Below are 17,937 nucleotides of genomic sequence, written 5' to 3'. Positions count from 1 at the left end.
AGTTCCGCCGGACAGCGTCACATTAGGGGATCTACCGGACACCACCCCACGAGGCTCGCCGCCGCCGAAAACCCTGCGCTCACCACCGCGCACCATGGGGTACAGTGGTCCTTGATCGAGCCGTCACTGACGGTTCATCAGATGCGGGCGTAGTTTAATGGTAGAACATGAGCTTCCCAAGCTTAGAGCGCGAGTTCGATTCTCGTCGCCCGCTCCAATGGCAAGTCCCAGGTCGATGACCTGGGACTTGTTTTTTTGTGTGCCCGATTCTCGGGCGGGGGTGTTGCCAGTAGCATCCCGCTCGTCCGTTCGACCGGTCTGTGGTCGACCTGCGGTTTTCTTCGTCGTTGAAGGCTGAAAGAGGCACCTCCGTGGCAGACGTGCAGTCCCCTCCGGTTCAGGATCAGGATCAGGATCAGGATCAGGATCGGGTGTCGGGAGAGGTTGCGGCGCTGGCGGCCGCCGAAGGGCTGGGGGAGCTGCGGGCGTCGTTCCTGCCGAAGCGGGCGAGCGGTGGGGCGCTGTTCGGGCTGGGGCTGCTCTGTCTGGTGGGTCTGGCGCTGTTCGTGCTGCCCGGCGTGTTCTTCATCTGGCGGCTGATGAAGACGCCGAACCTGAACGGCAAGGAGGCGGCGAAGCGGATCCACTGCTTCGAGCACGGGCTGGTGGCGAGTGACCGGTCGGGGCGGCCGGTCGCGTTCCGGTGGGACGCGATGACGGTCCTCCAGGAGATCACCCGGCGGTACGTCAACGGCGTGTACACCGGCACCAGGTACAAGTACACGCTGGTGAAGCAGGACGGGGCGCTCGAACTGACCGGGTTCTACGCGGACCCGGAGGTCTGGGGCGTGGCCATCCAGCACGAGGTCACCCGGGTCCAGCTGCCGGGCGTGCTGGAACTGCTGCGCCAGGGCGGGACGGCGCGGTTCGGTGACATCACCGTCAATGCCGGCGGGATGGCGACCGTGAAGCGGGACGGGGTGTCCTGGGGCGAGATCCAGCGGGTGGAGGTCAAGCAGGGGGTGGTGTTCGTGGCGAAGGCCGGAAAGTTGCTGGCCTGGTCCAACACCCCGGTGAGCAAGATTCCGAACTTCTTCGTTTTTCTTGAGGTGGTCGACCGGCTCCGTTCGGCCCATTCGGCGAGCTGACGGAATGTCAATGCGCCGGCACGTCAGATCGTTATCGACTCTTAGCATTTCACTTGAATGACGCTCGGCCGATATTGGGGGTCATGTCGGATTTGGGTCGGAACGGGCAGAGATAAAGTGCGCGTTGCAATTCACCCATCGTGACCGCGAAGAGGACTCCATGACCACCCCGCAGGCTCCGCAGGACCCGACGACCCAGCCGCCGGCCGGCGTCCCGTTCGAGTACGCCCAGGCGCAGCAGGCCGCTGCCGCCGCCCCCAAGCGTGGCCTCGGCAAGAAGGTGCTCTCCGTCCTCGGCGTCGTCGCGGTCGGCCTCGTCATCCTGGCCGTCAAGCTGGGCATCGGCTACGCGATGTCGGACAAGCCGGTGCACGCCAAGGTCGGTGAGTGCGTCTCCGTGACCGGCAGTGACAACGACCCGAAGGTCGAGACGGTCGGCTGCGGCGACGCCAAGGCCACCCACGAGGTGTCCAAGATCGTCGACAACAGCTTCGACACCAATGCGTGCGGCGACGAGTTCGACGCCCTGGCGCAGCAGTTGGGGAGCGACAAGTTCGTTCTCTGCCTGACGCCGAAGAAGTAGGTCGGAGCGGTCGGCCGGAGGAGCGCACCGCCCGGGAACGGGCGGCGCGCTTTTCCGGCCGGTCTCTTTTCGGTCGTCGGACCGCGCGCGGGGCTTCAGGTGCGGTCGGAGGTCCGGCGGAGGGTGCGGACGGGGCGGGTGAGGAGCAGGGCCGCGGGAGTCAGCAGGCCGACGGCGACGCCCGTGAGCAGGACCTGGGTGGTGCCGAAGGCGTGCGCGGCGGGGCCGGCCAGCGCGGAACCGAGCGGGTAGAGGCCGACCGAGCCGGCGACCTCGTAGGCGTGCACCCGGTTGAGGACTTCGCCGGGGACCTGGGTCTGCACGCTGGTGGCCCACATGACGCCCCAGACGCCGATGCCGGTGCCCACCAGGATCTGGGCGGCGGCGAGCAGCCAGACCGGGCTGTCCAGCACGATGGCGAGCGGGTAGAGCGGATAGCCGAGCAGGGCCGCGGCGCCGGCGGCGAGCGGGCGGCGGGGTTTCCACCGGATGGCGAGCAGGCCGCCGACGACGGTGCCGGCGCCCAGGGCGCAGTTGATCAGGCCGAACGCGGCGGGGCCGTGCGCGGGGACGACGACCCCTGCGGCGACCGAGAGTTGGGGGCCCCAGGAGAGAACGGCGAAGACCATCCAGATCAGGATGACGGCCCACAGCCACGATCGGGAGCGGAACTCCTGCCAGCCGACGGCGAGGTTGTGCCAGAGGCCGCGGCCGGGTGGCGGGGCGGGGACGGCGCCCAGGCGGAGCGCGCACAGGCAGGTGGCGCTGGTGCCGTAGGCGAGCGCCGAGAGTGCCATCACCCAGCCGGTGGAGCCGAAGCCGACCAGCACGCCGGCCAGGGCGGGCCCCCCGAGTCCGGTGATCGCCTCGGAGGTGCGGAGCACCCCGTTGGCACCCTGCACGTCGCGGGCGACCAGCGGGACGGTGGAGGAAGCGCCGGGCTGGAACAGGGCGTTGGCGGTGCCGGCCACCACCAGCAGGGCGTACAGCTGCCACAGGTGGTCGATGCCGTGCAGGAAGAGCAGGGCGAGCAGCACGTGCGCGGTGAGATTGGCCAGGTCGGCGACGATCATCATGCGGCGGGCGGTGTAGCGGTCGGCGAGGACGCCGCCGAACAGCACCAGTCCGGCGAACGGGGCGACCAGGAAGGCCATCGCGTAGCCCGCGGTGTCCAGGCCGTGGCCGCCGGCCAGCAGGCCGGCCGAGACGGCGACCGGGAGCATCGCCCAGCTGAGCAGGCCGGCGCTGCGGGCGACGAAGTAGCGGCGGAAGTTGCGGGACCAGATGGCCGGTTCGGCGGCGGGGGAGTGGACCGGCGGGTCGGCGGTCAGGCTGTCGGGCACGGTCGTTCAGCCCTCCGACGCGGTCCGGGCGGCGGCGGACTCCGCTCGCGCGGCGGCGAGTTCGGCGCGCAGCGCGGCGTTCTCCTGCTCCAGCCGTTCCAGTCGGGTCAGCCGCTCGCGGATCGGCGCGAGCGCGTCGGAGAGTTCGCGCTCGGTGAAGCGCGGGGTGATGTGCTGGGGGCAGTTCCAGGCGAAGCCCTCGACCCGGATGGTGACGACCTGTTCGATCCGGCCGTCGGTCCGCGGCGAGCCGAGCCGTTCGGTGAGCGCCGGGTCCCGGTCGGCGGGGGTCGCGGTGGCCCGGCCGAACAGTTTGAGCCGGGCCTGCCGCGCGTGGTCGAGGAAGAACAGCGAGACCCGGTCGTCGGCGCGCAGGTTGCCGGTGGTGAGGTACTGCCGGTTCCCGCGGACGTCCAGGTAGCCGAGGGTGTGCGGATCCAGCACGTGCACGAAGCCCGGTGGCCCGCCGCGGTGCTGCATGTACGGCCAGCCGGTCTCGTTGACGGTGGCGAGCAGGAAACTGTCGAGGCTGCGGATGAAGGCGGTCTCTGCCCCGGTGAGCGGGTCCGGGTCGTCGGCGGGTTCGCGCAGGCGGCGGTCGGCCGCGGCGGCGCTGCCCATCTCCTGCTGGACCCGGCGTACCGAGGGAGTGCGGGCGAGTTGGTCGTAGCGGCTCAAGGTGTCACCTCGGGGACGGGGGCGGCGGGTGCGACCACCGTAAGGAGTCCGCCTGTGCCGGAGGCCGGATCCGAACCACAGGCAGCTGGGGCCCCATGACCGGCCCTGAGCTGGAGAGATGTGAGGGACCGGCAGAAAGCGGGAACTGCCGGAGCGGTCAGCGGAGCGGAACGCCGCCCATCGCGCGGGACAGTCGCAGCGCCTCGCGCCGATGACCGACCGCCGGAGCGGCCGCGCCGAGGGCGGAGTGCGCACGGGCGAGCACCAGGTGGGTGCGGGCCTCGCCCGTGCGGTGGCCGGTGTCCTGGTGCAGGGCCAGCGCCTCGTGGGCGGGGCCGAGCGCGCCCTGCGAGTCGCCCGACTCGGTGCGGGCGAGGGCGAGGGCGGTCGACGCGCAGCCTTCGAGCATCCGGTACCCGGCCTCCCGGGCCAGCGCCAGGGCGCGTTCGGCGGCGCGCACGGCAGCCCGCGGCTCGCCCGCTCCGGCCTGGACGAGGGCGAGTCCGGCGAGGGCGGCGGCCTGCGGGTAGCGGTCGCCGGAGGCCTCGGCCAGGTGCAGGGCCTCGCGGTGCGCGGCGACCGCGTCGGTAGGGCGGTGGGCGCGCTCGTGGGCGGCGGCCAGAGCGAGTTGGGCGCTTGCGGCCAGCGCCCGGTTGCGCAGGGTGCGGGCGGTGGTGAGCGCGTTGTGGGCGAGCAGCCGGCCGGCCGCGTGGTCGCCGAGGTCGGTGTGGGCGGCGGAGAGGCAGTTCAGCGCCACCGCCTCGCTGAACCGGTTGCCGCACCGGCGGTGCAGCGGCATGGTCTCGCCGAGCGCCCGGATCACCTCGGCCGGGTGGCCCTGGGCCCGCCGGACCACCGCCAGGTTGGTGAGCGCGACTGCCTCCCGGTCGGCCGGGGCGTTCCCGTGCAGCAGCCGGGCGGCGTGGGCGAAGTGCTCGGCGGCCTCGTCCAGCCGGCCGAGCTTCCAGCAGATCAGGCCCAGCGTGCTGATGTCCTCCGGGTGCGCGGTGGTGCGCCGGTCGGATCCGGCGGGGGCGCCGGCGGCGGACAGGCGCTCCGCCAACTTCCGGGCCACGGTGGTCGATCCGGTGTCGCACGCCTGGACAGCGGCGTCCGCGAGGTCGGCGCGCTCGCCGTCCGGCCAGGCTGCCGGGCCCTGGTGCCGCAGATAGCGCCGGTACAGCCGATGGCGGGCCGGTCCGGCCTCCGCCGGGTCGGCCAGGCTGCGGGCGAACGGGCGCAGCAGACCCGGGATTTCGTACCGGTCGGCCGGGTGCGGGCGCACCAGGTGGCCGTCGGCGAGGGTGTCGAGCAGGGCGGTGGTCTCGGCGGCGGAGGTGTCGGCGAGGGCGGCGGCGGCCTCCGCGGTGACGGCGGGGCCGGGGGCCAGGCCGAGCAGGCGGAACATTCGCCGGGCGGGGGCGGCCAGGGCGCGGTAGGAGAGGTCGAATGCCCCGCGGACGGCTGCGTTCCGGTCGCCGTCGAGGTGCAGCCGGTCGAGCAGTTCCTCGCCCGACAGTGCGGCGAGGCCCGCGAGTTCGGTGGGTCCGGTGGGCTCGGTGTGTCCGGCGGATGAGGTCGGTGCGGTCGGGGCGGTCGGTTCGGTGTGGCCGGTGAAGGCGCCGTGGTGGGCGGCCAGCCGGGCTCCGGCGATCCGGATGGCCAGCGGCAGTCCGCCGCAGGCCCGCACCAGGCGGCGGGCGGCTTCGGGTTCCGCCGCCACCCGGCAGGCGCCGAGGACGTCGGCCAGCAGCCGGGCGCCGTCCTCCGCGCCGAGGGCGTCAAGGGCCAGGCGGCGGGCGCCGTCGCCAGCGACCAGGGCGGCCAGCCGGCTGCGGCTGGTGACCAGGACGGCGCAGCCCCGCGCCCCGGGGATCAACGGCCGGACCTGGGCGGCGTCCTGGGCGTTGTCGAGAACGACGAGCATCCGGCGGTCGGCGACCACCGAGCGGTACAGCGCGGCGGCCTCGTCCTGGTCGGCGGGCAGGCGCTCGGACGGGACGCCGAGGGCGCGCAGGAAGGCGGCGAGGACGTCGCCGGGGTGCTGGGGCGGGAGGGGGGAGTGGCCCCGCAGGTCGACGTACAGCTGCCCGTCGGGGAAGTGGGCGCGTCGCTGGTGCGCCCAGTGGGCGGCGAGGGCGGTCTTGCCGACGCCGGGCGGGCCGACCACGGCGAGCAGGTGGACGCGCCGCGTCGGGCCGCCGGGGAGCAAGGCGTCGAGCGCGTGCAGCTCGCCCTGCCGTCCAAATAGATCGTCGGCGGCGGCCGGCAGTTGGGCCGGACGGAAGGCGAGACGCGGCGGCTCTCCGAGGGCTTCGGAAGCAGGGGCGGTGGCGGTGAGCGGGGCGGGCAGGTCGGCCTGGAGTCCGGGCAGATCGCCCGAGCCGGAGGGCAGTTGGGCCGGATGCGACATAAGCCCCGGCGGGTCGCTGGGGGAGGTGGCGGGGAGCGGTGCGTGTGGCTCGGCCTGGCGTCCGGACGGATCGGCTGCGGCGGGCGGCGGTTGGGTGGGTCGGAGAGCGGGATTGATCGGCTCGCCGGCGGGTGCGGGGCCAGGGGTGGGGAACCGGCGGCGCAGCACGCGTACGTGGGCGTCGCGCAGGTCGGGGCCGGGGTCGACGCCGAGGTCCTCGGCGAGGCGGGTCCGCAGGCGGGTGAAGACGTCCAGGGCGGCGGCCTGTTCGCCGTCCGCGGCGAGGGCGAGGATCAGGCGGGCGTGCAGGCCTTCGTGCAGTGGCTCGGTGTGGGTCAGGGCGCGCAGGACGGGGACGGACCGGTCGGCGCGGTGCAGGAGCAGGGCGGTGTCGGCGTGCAGCAGGGCGGCCCGGATGCGCCGTTCCCCGGCGGCGACGGCGGCGGGGTGGCGGCGCAGCGCGGGGTCGGCGTCGGCCAGGACCGGGCCGCGCCACCAGTGCAGGGCGCGGGTGAGGGTCTCGAAGGCGGTGCCGGGGTCGGGCGGGTGCTGGGGGGAGGTGGTGCGGGCCAGCAGTTCGTCGAAGCGGCCGAGGTCGGTGCCGCGGCGGGGGGTGTCGAGCCGGTAGCCGGTGGGGGTGCGGACCACGGCGGGGTGCGGGGGGCCGGCGGGTTCGAGCAGCCGCCGGAGTTGGCTGATGTAGGTGTGGACGAGGCTCTGGTGGGAGTCGGGCGGGCCGGCGGGCCACAGGGTGTCGGTGATCTCCTGCCGGGTGGCGGGTTCCGGGTGCTGGAGGGCGAGCAGTCCGAGCAGCCGGCGCAGCATCGGGCTGGTGACGGGTGTGGTGGCCCGGCCGTGCTGGACGGCGAGCGGGCCGAGGATCAGCAGGTGCGGCAGCGCGGCCCCGGCGGGCGGGCCGGTGCGGACGGCGAGCTGCAGGTCCGTCAGCTCCGGTTCGGTGAGCCCGAGGACCTCGCCGAGCCGGCGCAGGGTGCGGGTCCGGGGTTGCCGGACCCGGCCGCGTTCGAGGTCGCGCAGCGCCCTGGTGCTGAGGCCGGCCCGGGTGGCGGCGGACTGCTGGCTGAGCCCGGCCCGGGTGCGGAACGCGCGGAGCCGCGCGCCGAGGTCGAGCCCCGGGCCGTCGTCCGGGGGTGGCACGGCAGTCGGCGTCCGCTCCGTCATCGCACCCCCCACGTCCGGCGATCGGACGATCAGTGTGGCCCGGCCTCCGGCACCGGGCAAACCACCGCCCGGGTCAGCCGGTCAGCCGGTTCAGGAACTGGCTCCACCGTCCGGGCCTGCCGGTGGTCGCGGCAGGCGCGGGAGGGGGAGGCGCGGCCGTCGGGGCGGGCGGGGCCGGGGCGGCGGGGGTGAAGCGGACGGGGAGGGAGCTCAGGGCGCGGTGGAACGGGCCCGGCCGCCAGCTCAACGAGGCTTCGGGGACGGCGAGTTCGAGATCGGGCAGGCGGTCGAACAGGTTCTCCAGGGCGGCCAGGGTGATGTGCAGGGCCGGGTCCTTGGACGGGCAGGCGTGCGGTCCGGCGCTCCAGGACAGGTAGGCGCGGCTGCCGGTCTGGCGCTGCGCGGTCAGCTCGGGGCCGGTGTTGGCGGCGGCGAAGCCGATCAGCACCAGGTCGCCGGCCCGTACCCGCTGCGTGCCGATGGTGAGGTTGACCGCGGGGTAGTGCGGGGCGAGGTTGGTGATCGGCGGGTTCTCCCAGAGGGTGTCCTCGATCGCCTCGTCCAGCAGCGCGTCGCCCGCGGCGTAGGAGGGGTCGGTGAGCCGCCGGTGCAGGGTGTTGCCGATCAGGTTGCCGAGCGGCTCGGCGCCGGCGCCGAGCAGTAGCGCCAGCTGGTGCACCAGCTCCTCGTCGGTGAGCGCGTGGTGATGCGACATCAGCCAGGAGGCGACGTCCTCGCCGGGCTGCCGGCGCTTGAGGGCGACGAGCTCGCCGACGGCGCCGAACAGGACCTGCGCGGCCTGCTCGGCGTTCACGCCGTCGAACATGCCGGAAATGCCGAACAGCACCCGGTCGCCGATGTCGGCGGTGCAGCCGAACAGTTCGTTGAAGACGAACAGCGGCAGCTGCCTGGCGTAGCCGGTGATCAGGTCGGCGGAGCCGCGGTGGGCGAACCGGCCGATCAGGAAGTCGGAGACCTGCCGGGTGGTGCGGGCCAGCCGTCCGGGGTCGATCCGCGCCATGCTGTCGGTGACAGCCTGACGCAGCCTCATGTGCGCTATGCCGTCGGTGAACATGCAGTTCGGCCGGTAGGAGAGCAGCGGCAGCACCGGGCTGTCGGGCGGTACCGCGCCCTCGTTGAGCGCCCGCCAGCGGTGCGGGTCCTTGCGGAAGGTCGCCGGGTCCTGCAGCAGGGTCAGCGCCGCCGCGTAGTCGGTGACCAGGGTGGCGTCCACGCCGGGGGCGAGTTCCACCGGCGCGGCGGGACCGTACTGCCGCAGCAGCCGGTAGTGGCCGTCCGGGTCGGCGGCGAACTCCGGTCCGTGGAGCGGGAGTCGGTCCGGCCGGGCCGGGGGCGCGGGTGGGGCCGCGGGGGCCGGCGGTCGTGCGTCCATCACTGCGGGGCTCCTGGCGGGCGCGGTCCGGCACTCGGCGGACGGGCGGGTGGGGCACGACGGGCGGCTCGGGGGACGCCGACACGGGGCGCGTCCGGGTGCACACGCCGCGTGCATGCTACCGGCGGACCGCGCGGTGCCCGGCACCCGGGGTCGATCGGAACTAGCGCCTCCCATAAGGGAGTTGCACGATCCATCGGCGTTCCGGTCTGGATACCGGGTGCTGTCTCGACAGGCGAGAAGGACCCGCGAAACGGCGTCGGCCCGCCCGGCCGGCCGCTAGGGTGCGGCAACGTTCCCCGGGGTCAGCGCCGACTCCCGATCCGCTGCCCGCACCGTTCGGCGGGCGTCGAGCACGAGGCCTCCACCATGGAACCCATCACCCACGTGTACCTCGCGGGCATCGGCAACTCGGCCCCCGCGCACTGGCAGTACCGCTGGCACGCGGCCGACCCCGCCGGGGTCTGGGTCGAGCACGCCTCCTGGGACGAGCCCGTCCGCGACCACTGGGTCGCCGACCTGGACGCCGCCCTGCGCGCGATCACCGGGCCCAAGCTGCTGGTGGCGCACAGCCTCGGCTGCGCCACCGTGGTGGAGTGGGCCGCCGACCACGCCGACGAGGGGATCGTCGGCGCGCTGCTGGTCGCCGCTCCGGACCCGCACGGCCCGGCCTTCCCGGTCGACGCCGCCGGCTTCGACCGGCCGCGCCCCGCCCCGCTGCCGTTCCGCACCGTCGTGGTGGCCAGCCGGAACGACAAGTACAGCGCCTTCGGCTACGCGGAGGACACCGCGGCGGCGCTCGGCGCCGAACTGGTCGACGTCGGGCTGCTCGGCCACATCAACGCCGACTCCGGCCTCGGCGACTGGGAGCACGGCCGGGCGCTGCTCGACGGGCTGCTGCCGGGCGCCGGCTGACGCGGGGTCAGCCCGGCGGCGGTCAGCCGTAGGTGAGGTCGGAGCAGGCGTCGTCGTCGGCGGAGCGGGCCTGGCTGACGCTGGTCGGCAGCGGGCCGGTCGGCACGGGCGGGGCGGCGGTGGCGCCGCGGCCGGCGGCGTAGTCGGCGCCCAGGGTGAGGGAGATCCCGGCCCGGGTGCCGGCCTCCAGGGTGGCGCCGGGGAACAGCGCGGCGACCTTCTGGGCCTCGGCCTTCTCGCCGGGCCCGTACTCGACCAGGGTGGCGGTGTGGGTGCGGGAGGCGGCGTTGGCCCGCCCGGTGACGGTGAACCCGGCGGCCTCCAGGGCCTCGGCGGCCCGGCCGGTCAGCCCGGCGGTGGCGGTGCCGTTGTAGACGGCGACCCGGATGCCGGCGCCGTCGACGGTGGCGGCGGGGGACGCGCTGGGGCTGGACGAGGGGGCGGCGGAGGCGGGCGTGGTGTCCTGGCCGTCCAGGGTGCGGTCGGCCTTGAGCGCGGCCCACAGCTGGTCGGCGTCGGGGTGGACCAGGGCGACCCGTTCGCCCTGGTAGCGCCAGGGCACGGTGAGGAACTTGACGTCGTGCAGGTCGACGTCCTTCAGCGACATCGCGAAGTCGACCAGCTTCTGCGCCGAGCCGAGGCCCTCGTCCACGGTGAGCGACTTGGTGGTGGCGTCGGCCAGCGGCAGCAGCGCGACGGGGTTCATGCCCTTGGCCTTGACGGACTTGATCAGCGAGGAGAGGAAGGCCTGCTGGCGCTTGGTGCGGCCGATGTCGGAGCCGTCGCCGAGCCCGTGCCGGATCCGCACGTAGTCCAGGGCCTGCTGGCCGGCGATGCTCTGGTGGCCGGCCTTGAACAGCTGCTTGCCGCGGCGGCCGAGGTTGGGGTCGAGGTCGCCCTCGTAGACGGCCTTGGGCAGGCAGACGTCGACGCCGCCGACCGCCTTCGTCATGTCCGCGAAGCCCTGGAAGTTGATCACCATGGTGTGGTCGATGCGCAGGCCGGTGAGCTTCTCCACGGTGTTCTGGGTGCAGGCCGGGTTGCCCTGGGCGGTGTTGCCGACCGAGAAGGCGCTGTTGAACATCACGTCGGTCTGCGGCTTGGTCCAGGTCTTGTTCGGCAGCATGCAGGGCGGGACGTCCACCAGGGAGTCGCGCGGGACGGACACCCCGACGGCGTGCCGGTGGTCGGCGTAGACGTGCAGCAGGATCGCGGTGTCCGAGCGGGCGCCGTCGTCCTGGCCGCCGCCGAGGTCCTTGTTGGCGCCGTCGCGCGAGTCGGAGCCGATCAGCAGCAGGTTGACCGGGACCCGGCCCTGGGCGTCGGCGGAGGCGGCGTCGGGCCGGTCCTTGCTGACGCCGTCCGAGCCGAAGGTGCTCAGGTTGCCGTTGAGCCGGTAGTACACCAGCCCGGCCGCCAGCACGGCGAGGACGACCACGGTCGAGGTGGTCCACAGGGCGATCCGGCGGCCCCGGCGTCCTCGGGTGGGCACGGTGCCGTGGGCTCCCGCCCTGCGTGCAGACATGACGTCCCCTCAGCCCTTGGCACCGATTTGAACTTCTACATGGTTGTAGAGGTTCACCGAAGCATACAAATCCGGTCCGGTGAAGTCACACCCGTTCCCCCGGGGCCCCGAGTGGGCCGCCGAGGGGACTTCCGCCACCCGCTCGGAGCAGCCCCGATCGTGGTGTTCGCCAACGGTTATCACACTCGGTGACGGGGGCGGAATCCATAGGGAAGAGGGCAGCTCCATGAACACCGGTCTCCGTCGGATCGCCGTCGCCGCTTTCGCGGCCACTCTCGCCGTGGGGCTGGCCGCCTGCGGCAGCGCCAAGCAGTCCTCCGGTGCGTCCGGGGCCTCCGGCAGCGGCGGGGCGGTGAAGATCGGCCTGCTGCTGCCGGAGACCAAGACCACCCGGTACGAGCAGTTCGACAAGCCGCTGATCGAAGCCAAGATCAAGGCGCTGGCGCCGAACGCCCAGATCGACTACTACAACGCCAACCAGGACGCGACGACGCAGCAGACCCAGGTGGACACCGCGCTGACCAAGGGCGACCAGGTGCTGATCCTGGACGCGGTGGACTCCAAGGCGATCCAGTCCTCGGTGCAGAAGGCGCACGACGCAGGCGTCAAGGTGATCGCCTACGACCGGCTGGCCCAGGGCCCGGTGGACGCCTACGTCTCGTTCGACAACCACAAGGTCGGCGAGCTGCAGGGCGAGGCGCTGGTCGCCGCGGTCGGCGACAAGGCCTCGGCCGGCCAGATCATCATGATCAACGGCTCGCCGACCGACCCGAACGCCGCCGACTTCAAGGCCGGCGCGCACGCCGCGATGGACGGCAAGCTGAAGATCGGCAAGGAGTACGACACCCCGCAGTGGGACCCGAACACCGCCAACCAGGAGGCCGCCGCCGCGATCACCGCGATCGGCGCCCCGAACGTGGTCGGCGTCTACTCCGCCAACGACGGCATGGCGGCGGGCATCGCCACCGCCCTGAAGGCGGCCAACCTGAGCGTCCCGCTGACCGGCCAGGACGCCCAGCTCGACGCGGTGCAGCGGATCCTGGCGGGCACCCAGACGATGTCGATCTACAAGCCGTACAAGCCGGAGGCGGACGCGGCCGGCGCGATGGCGGTGCAGTTCGCCCAGGGCAAGAGCCTGGAGCCGTCGCTGAGCCCGACCACCTCGACCAACGGCTCCGGCACCAAGGTCGCCTCGCTGCTGATCGCCCCCACGGTCCTGACCAAGGACAACATCAAGACCACCGTGGTCGCCGACGGCCTGTACACCGTCCAGCAGATCTGCACCCCGGACTACGCCTCGGCCTGCCAGGCCGCCGGCCTCCAGTAAGCACCGTCGACCGTAGAGGAGTTGATCGCGGTGGCGGGTGAGACCGTACTGGCCCTGCGCGGGATCTCGAAGCGGTTCGGCGCCGTCCAGGCGCTCACCGACATCGAGCTGGAGGTCCGAACCGGCGAGGTGGTCGCGCTGGTCGGCGACAACGGCGCCGGGAAGTCGACCCTGGTGAAGGCCATCGCCGGGGTCTACCAGCCGGACGAGGGCGTGATCGAGTGGGAGGGGCGGCCGGTCGCGATCCACCGGCCGCAGGACGCCCAGCACCTGGGCATCGCCACCGTGTACCAGGACCTCGCGCTCTGCGACAACCTGGACGTGGTCGGCAACCTGTTCCTCGGCCGGGAGCTCAAGCAGTTCGGTCTGGTGCTGGACGAGGTGGGGATGGAGCGGCGCTCCCGGCAGCTGCTGGACACCCTCTCCATCCGCATCCCCAGCGTGCGGATCCCGATCGCCTCGCTCTCCGGCGGTCAGCGCCAGGTGGTGGCGATCGCCCGCGCGCTGATCGGCTCGCCCAAGGTGGTGATCCTGGACGAACCGACCGCCGCGCTCGGCGTCGAGCAGACCGCCCAGGTGCTCGACCTGGTGGAGCGGCTGCGCGAGCAGAACCTCGGGGTGATCCTGATCAGCCACAACATGGCCGACGTGATGGCGGTCGCGGACACCGTGGCGGTGCTGCGGCTGGGCCGCAACAACGGGGTCTTCGACAAGCGGTCGACCAACCAGGAGCAGATCATCTCGGCCATCACCGGCGCCACGGACAACGCCGTGACGCGCCGTCGGGCCCGTGGAGAGGGCGGCAGCCTGTGAGCGGCAACATTCCCGACCCCGAGGACGCGCACCGGCGCCCGCTGCCCGAGGACAGCATGCCGACCGGCGGCGTCAACGCCCCGGTCCCGGTCGCCGCGGGGGCCGCCCCCGCGGTCGACCCGCGGCTGATCGTCCGTCAGGAGGGCCTGAAGGGCTACCTGATCGAGTTCAAGCGCCGGCTGACCAGCGGCGAGCTCGGCTCGGCCCCGGTGGTGGTCGCGCTGATCATCATCTGGGCCGTGTTCGGCTCGCTGAACAGCAGCTTCCTGTCGGCGCAGAACCTGTCCAACCTGTCCCAGCAGATCGTCGGCACCGGCATGATCGCCGTCGGCGTGGTGTTCGTGCTGCTGCTCGGCGAGATCGACCTGTCGGTCGGCTACGTCAGCGGCCTGTGCGCGGCCATCTTCGCCGTCCTGAACGTCACGCACGGCGTCAACCAGTGGGTGGCGCTGCTGTCCGCGGTCGTCGGCGGCGCGCTGGTCGGCCTGGTGCAGGGCCTGTTCTTCGCCAAGGTCGGCGTGCCCGCGTTCATCGTGACGCTGGCCGGCAACCTGGGCTGGAACGGCCTGATGCTGCAGATCCTGGGCGCCAACGGCACCGTCAACATGTCCGGCAAGGACGTGGTCTCCCGGATGTACTCGACCATCTTCGGGCAGCAGGTCGCCGCCTACGGACTGGCCGCCGCCGGGACGCTGCTGTTCCTCGGGATGACGCTGCTGGACACCAAACGGCGGCGGGCCGCGGGCATCCCGTACCGGACCACCGTCGACATCGTGATCCGCACCGTGGCGCTCGCGGTGGTCGGCTTCCTCGCCGCGTACACCCTCAACCAGTACAAGGGCCTGCCGCTGGCCCTGCTGATCTTCCTGGCCTTCGTGGTGGTGCTGGAGTTCGTGCTGCGCCGCACCCCGTACGGGCGGAAGGTGTTCGCGCTCGGCGGCAACATCGAGGGCGCCCGGCGGGCCGGCATCAACGTCGCGTGGGTGCGGATCACGGTGTTCATGATCTGCTCCACCATGGCGGCGATCGGCGGCCTGTTCCTGGCCGCGCAGATCCAGTCGGCCTCGCAGACCTCCGGCGGCGGCAACCTGCTGATGAACGCGATCGCGGCGGCCGTCATCGGCGGCACCAGCCTGTTCGGCGGGCGCGGTTCGACCTGGTCGGCGCTGCTGGGTGCGCTGGTGATCGGCTCGATCCAGTCCGGGATGAACATCGAGGGCCTGAGCAACGCCATCCAGTTCATGATCACCGGCGCGGTGCTGCTGGCCGCCGCGGTGGTCGACTCGCTGGCGCGGCGGACCCAGAAGTCGGCCGGCCGGGCCTGACCTGCGACGCGGCGATCCCCCGGCGGCCGGTGGCCGTCGGGGGATCGTGTCGTCAGTGGTGGCGCAGCAGTCCGAGGTGGACCACGGTGACCTGGGCCAGGTCCAGGGCGGCATCGCGGCGGTGGCGGCGGGCCTCGGCCGACTCGGCGCGTTCGATGGCCTCGCGGCGGGCGTCCTCCTCCGCGGCGGCGTCCACGATGAACAGGTGGCGACCGGCGCGGACTTCGTTCGCGTGCGGGATCTCGACGCACCAGCGATGACGGCTCTGGGTGGCGTTCATCGGCCTTCCTCTCCCGGCACGTCTTCAGACCGGCACATGAGGTACTGCTGCTGTCGTAGACGATAGGTATAGGCCAATTCGTCCGTCAAGAGGACAACGGCAACGTTAAATAATCCGTTCAACGGTGAAAACAGGTTCCGGGTCCGCTACCGTTCCGGGCATGACAGCCCCCGCCCCGGCCCCCTCGGCCCGCCGCCTGCGCACCCGGGCCACCCTGCTCGCCGTCCTCGGCGAGCACGGCACGCTCAGCCGCGCCGAGATCAGCCGGCTCACCGGGCTCTCCCGCTCCGCCGTCAGCAGCGCCGTCACCGACCTGCTCGGCGAGGGCCTGGTCAGCGAGACCACCACCGCCGGCGCCGCCGGCCGCGGCCGCCGCGCCGCCGCCGTCACCCTGCGCCGCGCCCACGCCCTGGTCCTCGCGTTCGACTTCGGCCACACCCACGTCACCTGCGCCGTCGCCGACACCGCCGGCACCGTGCTCGGCGAGGCCACCGCCCACCTCGACGTCGACAACCACCCGCGCGAGGTCCTCGACGCCGCCGCCGCGCTCGCCGACCAGGCGCTCACCGCCGCCGGCCACACCCTGGACCGGATCACCGCCATCGCCGCCGGCATCCCCGGCGCCCTCGACACCCGCACCAACGTGGTCCGCGCCCCCTCCACCCTCTCCCAGTGGATCGGCATGGACCCCGCCGCCGAACTCGGCCGGGTCTTCGGCCGCCCCGTCACCGTCGGCAACGACGCCGAGATGGGCGCCCGCGGCGAACGCGCCTACGGCAGCGACCGCGCCGTCAACGACCTGGTCTACGTCAAGGCCTCCACCGGCATCGGCGCCGGACTCCTGCTCGACGGCCGGATCTACCGCGGCGCCAGCGGCATCTCCGGCGAGATCGGCCACATCCAGCTCCCCGACGCCGCCACCTGGTGCCGCTGCGGCAACCGCGGCTGCCTGGAGTCCGTCGCCTCCATCGTCGAGGTCCGCCGCCGGCTGGTCCACGTCCTCACCCCCGGCGCCCGCCCCGGCGACCCGGTCGACCTGCCGCCGCTCGGCGAGCTCGCCGACGTCCCCGCCGCCGCCCGCGTCATCGGCGAAGCCGGCCGCACCATCGGCCGCGTCCTCGCCGACCTGGTCAACTGCCTCAACCCCGCCGCCATCGTCATCGGCGGCGAACTCGGCCAGGCCGGTGCGCCCCTGGTCAACGGCATCCGCGAATCCGTCGACCGCTACGCCCAGCCCGCCGTCGCCGAAGCCGTCGACATCCGCGCCAGCCGGCTCGGCCTGCGCGCCGAGCTCCACGGGGCGATCGACGCCGCCGTGGCCGCCGCCACCGCCCGATGACCCGTCAGGCCACGTCGCGGGCCCGCTCGGACAGGTGACGCCGCTCCGGCAGGCTCGTCGCCAGCGCCGCGGCCCGGCGGAACGCCGCCGCGGCCGCCGCCCGGTCGCCGGAGCGCGCCAGCAGCTCCGCCCGCACCGCGTGGAAGCGGTGGTGGCGCTCCAGCTCCGGCTCCAGCGCGCCGAGCTCCTCCAACGCCGACGCCGGGCCGTGGACCTCCGCCAGCGCCACCGCTCGTCCCAGTGCCGGCATCGGACCGGGCGCCACCCGCAGCAGCAGGTCGTACAGCGCCAGGATCTGCGGCCAGTCCGTCGCCGTCACGTCCGGCGCCTCGTCGTGCAGCGCCGCGATCGCCGCCTGCAACTGGTACGGCCCCACCCGCCCCGCCGGCAGCGCCCGCTCCACCAGCGCCGTGCCCTCCGCGATCGCCGCCGCGTCCCACCGCGAACGGTCCTGCTCCGCCAACGGCACCAGCTCCCCGTCCGGGCCCGTCCGGGCCGGCCGCCGGGCGTCCGTCAGCAGCATCAGTGCCAGCAGTCCCATCACCTCCGCGTCCGCCGGCAGCAGGCGGTGCAGCAGCCGGGCCAGCCGGATCGCCTCGTCGGAGAGGTGAGCCACCGTCAGATCGCTGCCGCCGGTCGCCGTGTACCCCTCGTTGAACACCAGGTACAGCACCTGCAGCACCTCGCGCAGCCGCTCCGCCGACTCCGCCGCCGCCGGCAGCGCGAACGGCAGCCCCGAGGACCGGATGGTCTGCTTCGCCCGGCTGATCCGCTGCGCCATCGTCGCCTCCGGCACCAGGAACGCCGCCGCGATCTGCGCCGTGCTCAGGCCGCCCACCGCGCGCAGCGTCAACGCGATCCGGCTCGGCGCGGTCAACGCCGGATGGCAGCACAGGAACAGCAGCGCCAGCGAATCGTCCCGGTCCGCGGCCGGGCCGGCGTCCGCCGCCCGCCCCAGCAACTCCGACTGCGGAGTCGCCAGGAACAGCCGCTCCTCCCGCTCCCGCCGCGCCCGGTCCGCCCGCACCAGGTCCACCAGCCGGCGCGAGGCCACCGTCACCAGCCAGCCCCGCGGGTTGTCCGGCCGCCCCTGGGCCGGCCACTGCTCCGCCGCCGCCAGCAACGCCTCCTGCACCGCGTCCTCGCAGCTGTCGAAGGCGCCCGGGTGGCGGCGCAGCAACGCCGCCAGGACCTGCGGCGCGAGCTCGCGCAGCAGGTCCTGGTCGGCATCGGGCCCCCGGCTCACTGGGCCTCGTGCAGGATCGGCCACAGTTCCACCGGCTCCCGGTCCGCCCACGGCATGTCGGCGGCGATCTCCAGTGCCCGCTGCTCGCTCTCGCAGTCCAGCAGGTAGAAGCTCGCCATGTACTCCTTGGTCTCCAGGTACGGCCCGTCGCTCACCACCGGCAGCCCGTCCACCCGTCGCACCAGCCGGCTCATCGCCGCGTCCGCCGTGCCGTACGCCCCGAGCAGTTCCCCGGTCTGCTGGTACCGCTTGTTGAACGCGTCCTGCTGCGCGATCGCCGCGGGCCACTCCTCGGCCGAGAGGGACGCCCACTTCTCCTGGTTGCCGTAGGTCATCAGCAGGTACTTCATCGGGACCACTTCCTTCTGGTGGGTGTGCTTGCGTCCAGTGGTCGGAGCGGGGGAGGGGGTTCTCTACATGCTGGCGG

The 17,937-nt window shown here is 73.3% G+C and carries 15 protein-coding genes and 1 tRNA gene; 8 read left to right on the top strand and 8 right to left on the bottom strand.

Annotated elements, in window-relative coordinates; translation table 11 throughout:
- Window positions 1-143 precede the first annotated feature (143 nt).
- The 3 genes from BX266_RS17540 (at window position 144) to BX266_RS17530 (ending at window position 1,731) form a co-directional block, all read left to right on the top strand.
- Window positions 144-217: transfer RNA gene (locus BX266_RS17540), tRNA-Gly, on the top strand.
- Between the two features lie 214 nt (window positions 218-431).
- Window positions 432-1,148 (top strand): DUF6585 family protein, encoded by a 717-nt coding sequence (locus tag BX266_RS17535; RefSeq protein ID WP_099900949.1) that lies wholly within the window; start codon window positions 432-434, stop codon window positions 1,146-1,148.
- Between the two features lie 160 nt (window positions 1,149-1,308).
- Window positions 1,309-1,731, top strand: coding sequence for a hypothetical protein (locus BX266_RS17530; protein ID WP_099900947.1), 423 nt, complete (start codon window positions 1,309-1,311; stop codon window positions 1,729-1,731).
- A gap of 95 nt (window positions 1,732-1,826) precedes the next feature.
- On the opposite strand, the gene BX266_RS17525 is transcribed toward BX266_RS17530, so the two are convergent.
- The 4 genes from BX266_RS17525 to BX266_RS17505 all read right to left on the bottom strand — a co-directional run bounded on the left by BX266_RS17525 (window position 1,827) and on the right by BX266_RS17505 (window position 8,740).
- On the bottom strand, window positions 1,827-3,074 hold the full coding sequence (locus tag BX266_RS17525) for an MFS transporter (protein WP_099900945.1): 1,248 nt from the start codon (window positions 3,072-3,074) through the stop codon (window positions 1,827-1,829).
- Window positions 3,075-3,080: 6 nt separating this feature from the next.
- Entirely contained in the window at window positions 3,081-3,752 is a 672-nt protein-coding gene (locus BX266_RS17520; protein WP_099900943.1) for a pyridoxamine 5'-phosphate oxidase family protein, read from the bottom strand.
- A gap of 157 nt (window positions 3,753-3,909) precedes the next feature.
- Window positions 3,910-7,323: a BTAD domain-containing putative transcriptional regulator gene (locus tag BX266_RS40000; RefSeq protein WP_259464739.1), complete on the bottom strand. Its 3,414-nt coding sequence runs from the start codon at window positions 7,321-7,323 to the stop codon at window positions 3,910-3,912.
- A gap of 97 nt (window positions 7,324-7,420) precedes the next feature.
- Window positions 7,421-8,740 (bottom strand): cytochrome P450, encoded by a 1,320-nt coding sequence (locus BX266_RS17505; protein ID WP_099900941.1) that lies wholly within the window; start codon window positions 8,738-8,740, stop codon window positions 7,421-7,423.
- A 369-nt stretch (window positions 8,741-9,109) separates the two neighbouring features.
- Between BX266_RS17505 and BX266_RS17500 the strand changes: the two genes are divergently transcribed.
- Window positions 9,110-9,655 carry an alpha/beta hydrolase gene (locus BX266_RS17500; RefSeq protein ID WP_099900939.1) on the top strand — a complete coding sequence of 182 codons (546 nt, stop codon included), beginning with the start codon at window positions 9,110-9,112 and terminating at the stop codon, window positions 9,653-9,655.
- A gap of 22 nt (window positions 9,656-9,677) precedes the next feature.
- Here BX266_RS17500 and BX266_RS17495 read toward each other — a convergent pair whose 3' ends face one another.
- A complete protein-coding gene (locus BX266_RS17495; RefSeq protein ID WP_099900937.1) occupies window positions 9,678-11,180 on the bottom strand; it encodes an LCP family protein in 1,503 nt (500 codons plus the stop codon).
- Between the two features lie 226 nt (window positions 11,181-11,406).
- Between BX266_RS17495 and BX266_RS17490 the strand changes: the two genes are divergently transcribed.
- Genes BX266_RS17490 through BX266_RS17480 form a run of 3 tightly spaced genes read left to right on the top strand, consistent with a single transcriptional unit; the run spans window position 11,407 to window position 14,645 of the window.
- Window positions 11,407-12,507 (top strand): sugar ABC transporter substrate-binding protein, encoded by a 1,101-nt coding sequence (locus tag BX266_RS17490; RefSeq protein ID WP_099900935.1) that lies wholly within the window; start codon window positions 11,407-11,409, stop codon window positions 12,505-12,507.
- A 30-nt stretch (window positions 12,508-12,537) separates the two neighbouring features.
- The gene (locus tag BX266_RS17485; protein ID WP_399169856.1) at window positions 12,538-13,320 is read left to right on the top strand and encodes an ATP-binding cassette domain-containing protein; all 783 of its coding nucleotides are present in this window, start codon (window positions 12,538-12,540) and stop codon (window positions 13,318-13,320) included.
- 56 nt (window positions 13,321-13,376) lie between these two features.
- Window positions 13,377-14,645, top strand: coding sequence for a sugar ABC transporter permease (locus tag BX266_RS17480; RefSeq protein WP_099907988.1), 1,269 nt, complete (start codon window positions 13,377-13,379; stop codon window positions 14,643-14,645).
- A 52-nt stretch (window positions 14,646-14,697) separates the two neighbouring features.
- Here BX266_RS17480 and BX266_RS17475 read toward each other — a convergent pair whose 3' ends face one another.
- Entirely contained in the window at window positions 14,698-14,925 is a 228-nt protein-coding gene (locus BX266_RS17475; protein ID WP_259464738.1) for a hypothetical protein, read from the bottom strand.
- 160 nt (window positions 14,926-15,085) lie between these two features.
- Between BX266_RS17475 and BX266_RS17470 the strand changes: the two genes are divergently transcribed.
- On the top strand, window positions 15,086-16,264 hold the full coding sequence (locus BX266_RS17470; RefSeq protein WP_099900931.1) for an ROK family transcriptional regulator: 1,179 nt from the start codon (window positions 15,086-15,088) through the stop codon (window positions 16,262-16,264).
- Between the two features lie 4 nt (window positions 16,265-16,268).
- Here the strand turns inward: BX266_RS17470 and BX266_RS17465 are convergent, their stop codons facing one another.
- Both BX266_RS17465 and BX266_RS17460 read right to left on the bottom strand, forming a co-directional pair.
- Complete coding sequence (locus tag BX266_RS17465) at window positions 16,269-17,510, bottom strand: RNA polymerase sigma factor (protein ID WP_099900929.1); 1,242 nt, start codon at window positions 17,508-17,510, stop codon at window positions 16,269-16,271.
- Window positions 17,507-17,860 (bottom strand): YciI family protein, encoded by a 354-nt coding sequence (locus tag BX266_RS17460; RefSeq protein WP_099900928.1) that lies wholly within the window; start codon window positions 17,858-17,860, stop codon window positions 17,507-17,509. The genes BX266_RS17465 and BX266_RS17460 overlap by 4 nt, the downstream gene beginning before the upstream one ends.
- Window positions 17,861-17,937: the final 77 nt, after the last annotated feature.

Origin of the sequence: Streptomyces sp. TLI_171, from assembly GCF_003610255.1 — a bacterium.
Taxonomy (GTDB): Bacteria; Actinomycetota; Actinomycetes; order Streptomycetales; family Streptomycetaceae; genus Kitasatospora.
Note: the sequence above shows the minus strand (reverse complement) of the source record. Positions and strands in the feature narration are given on the sequence as shown.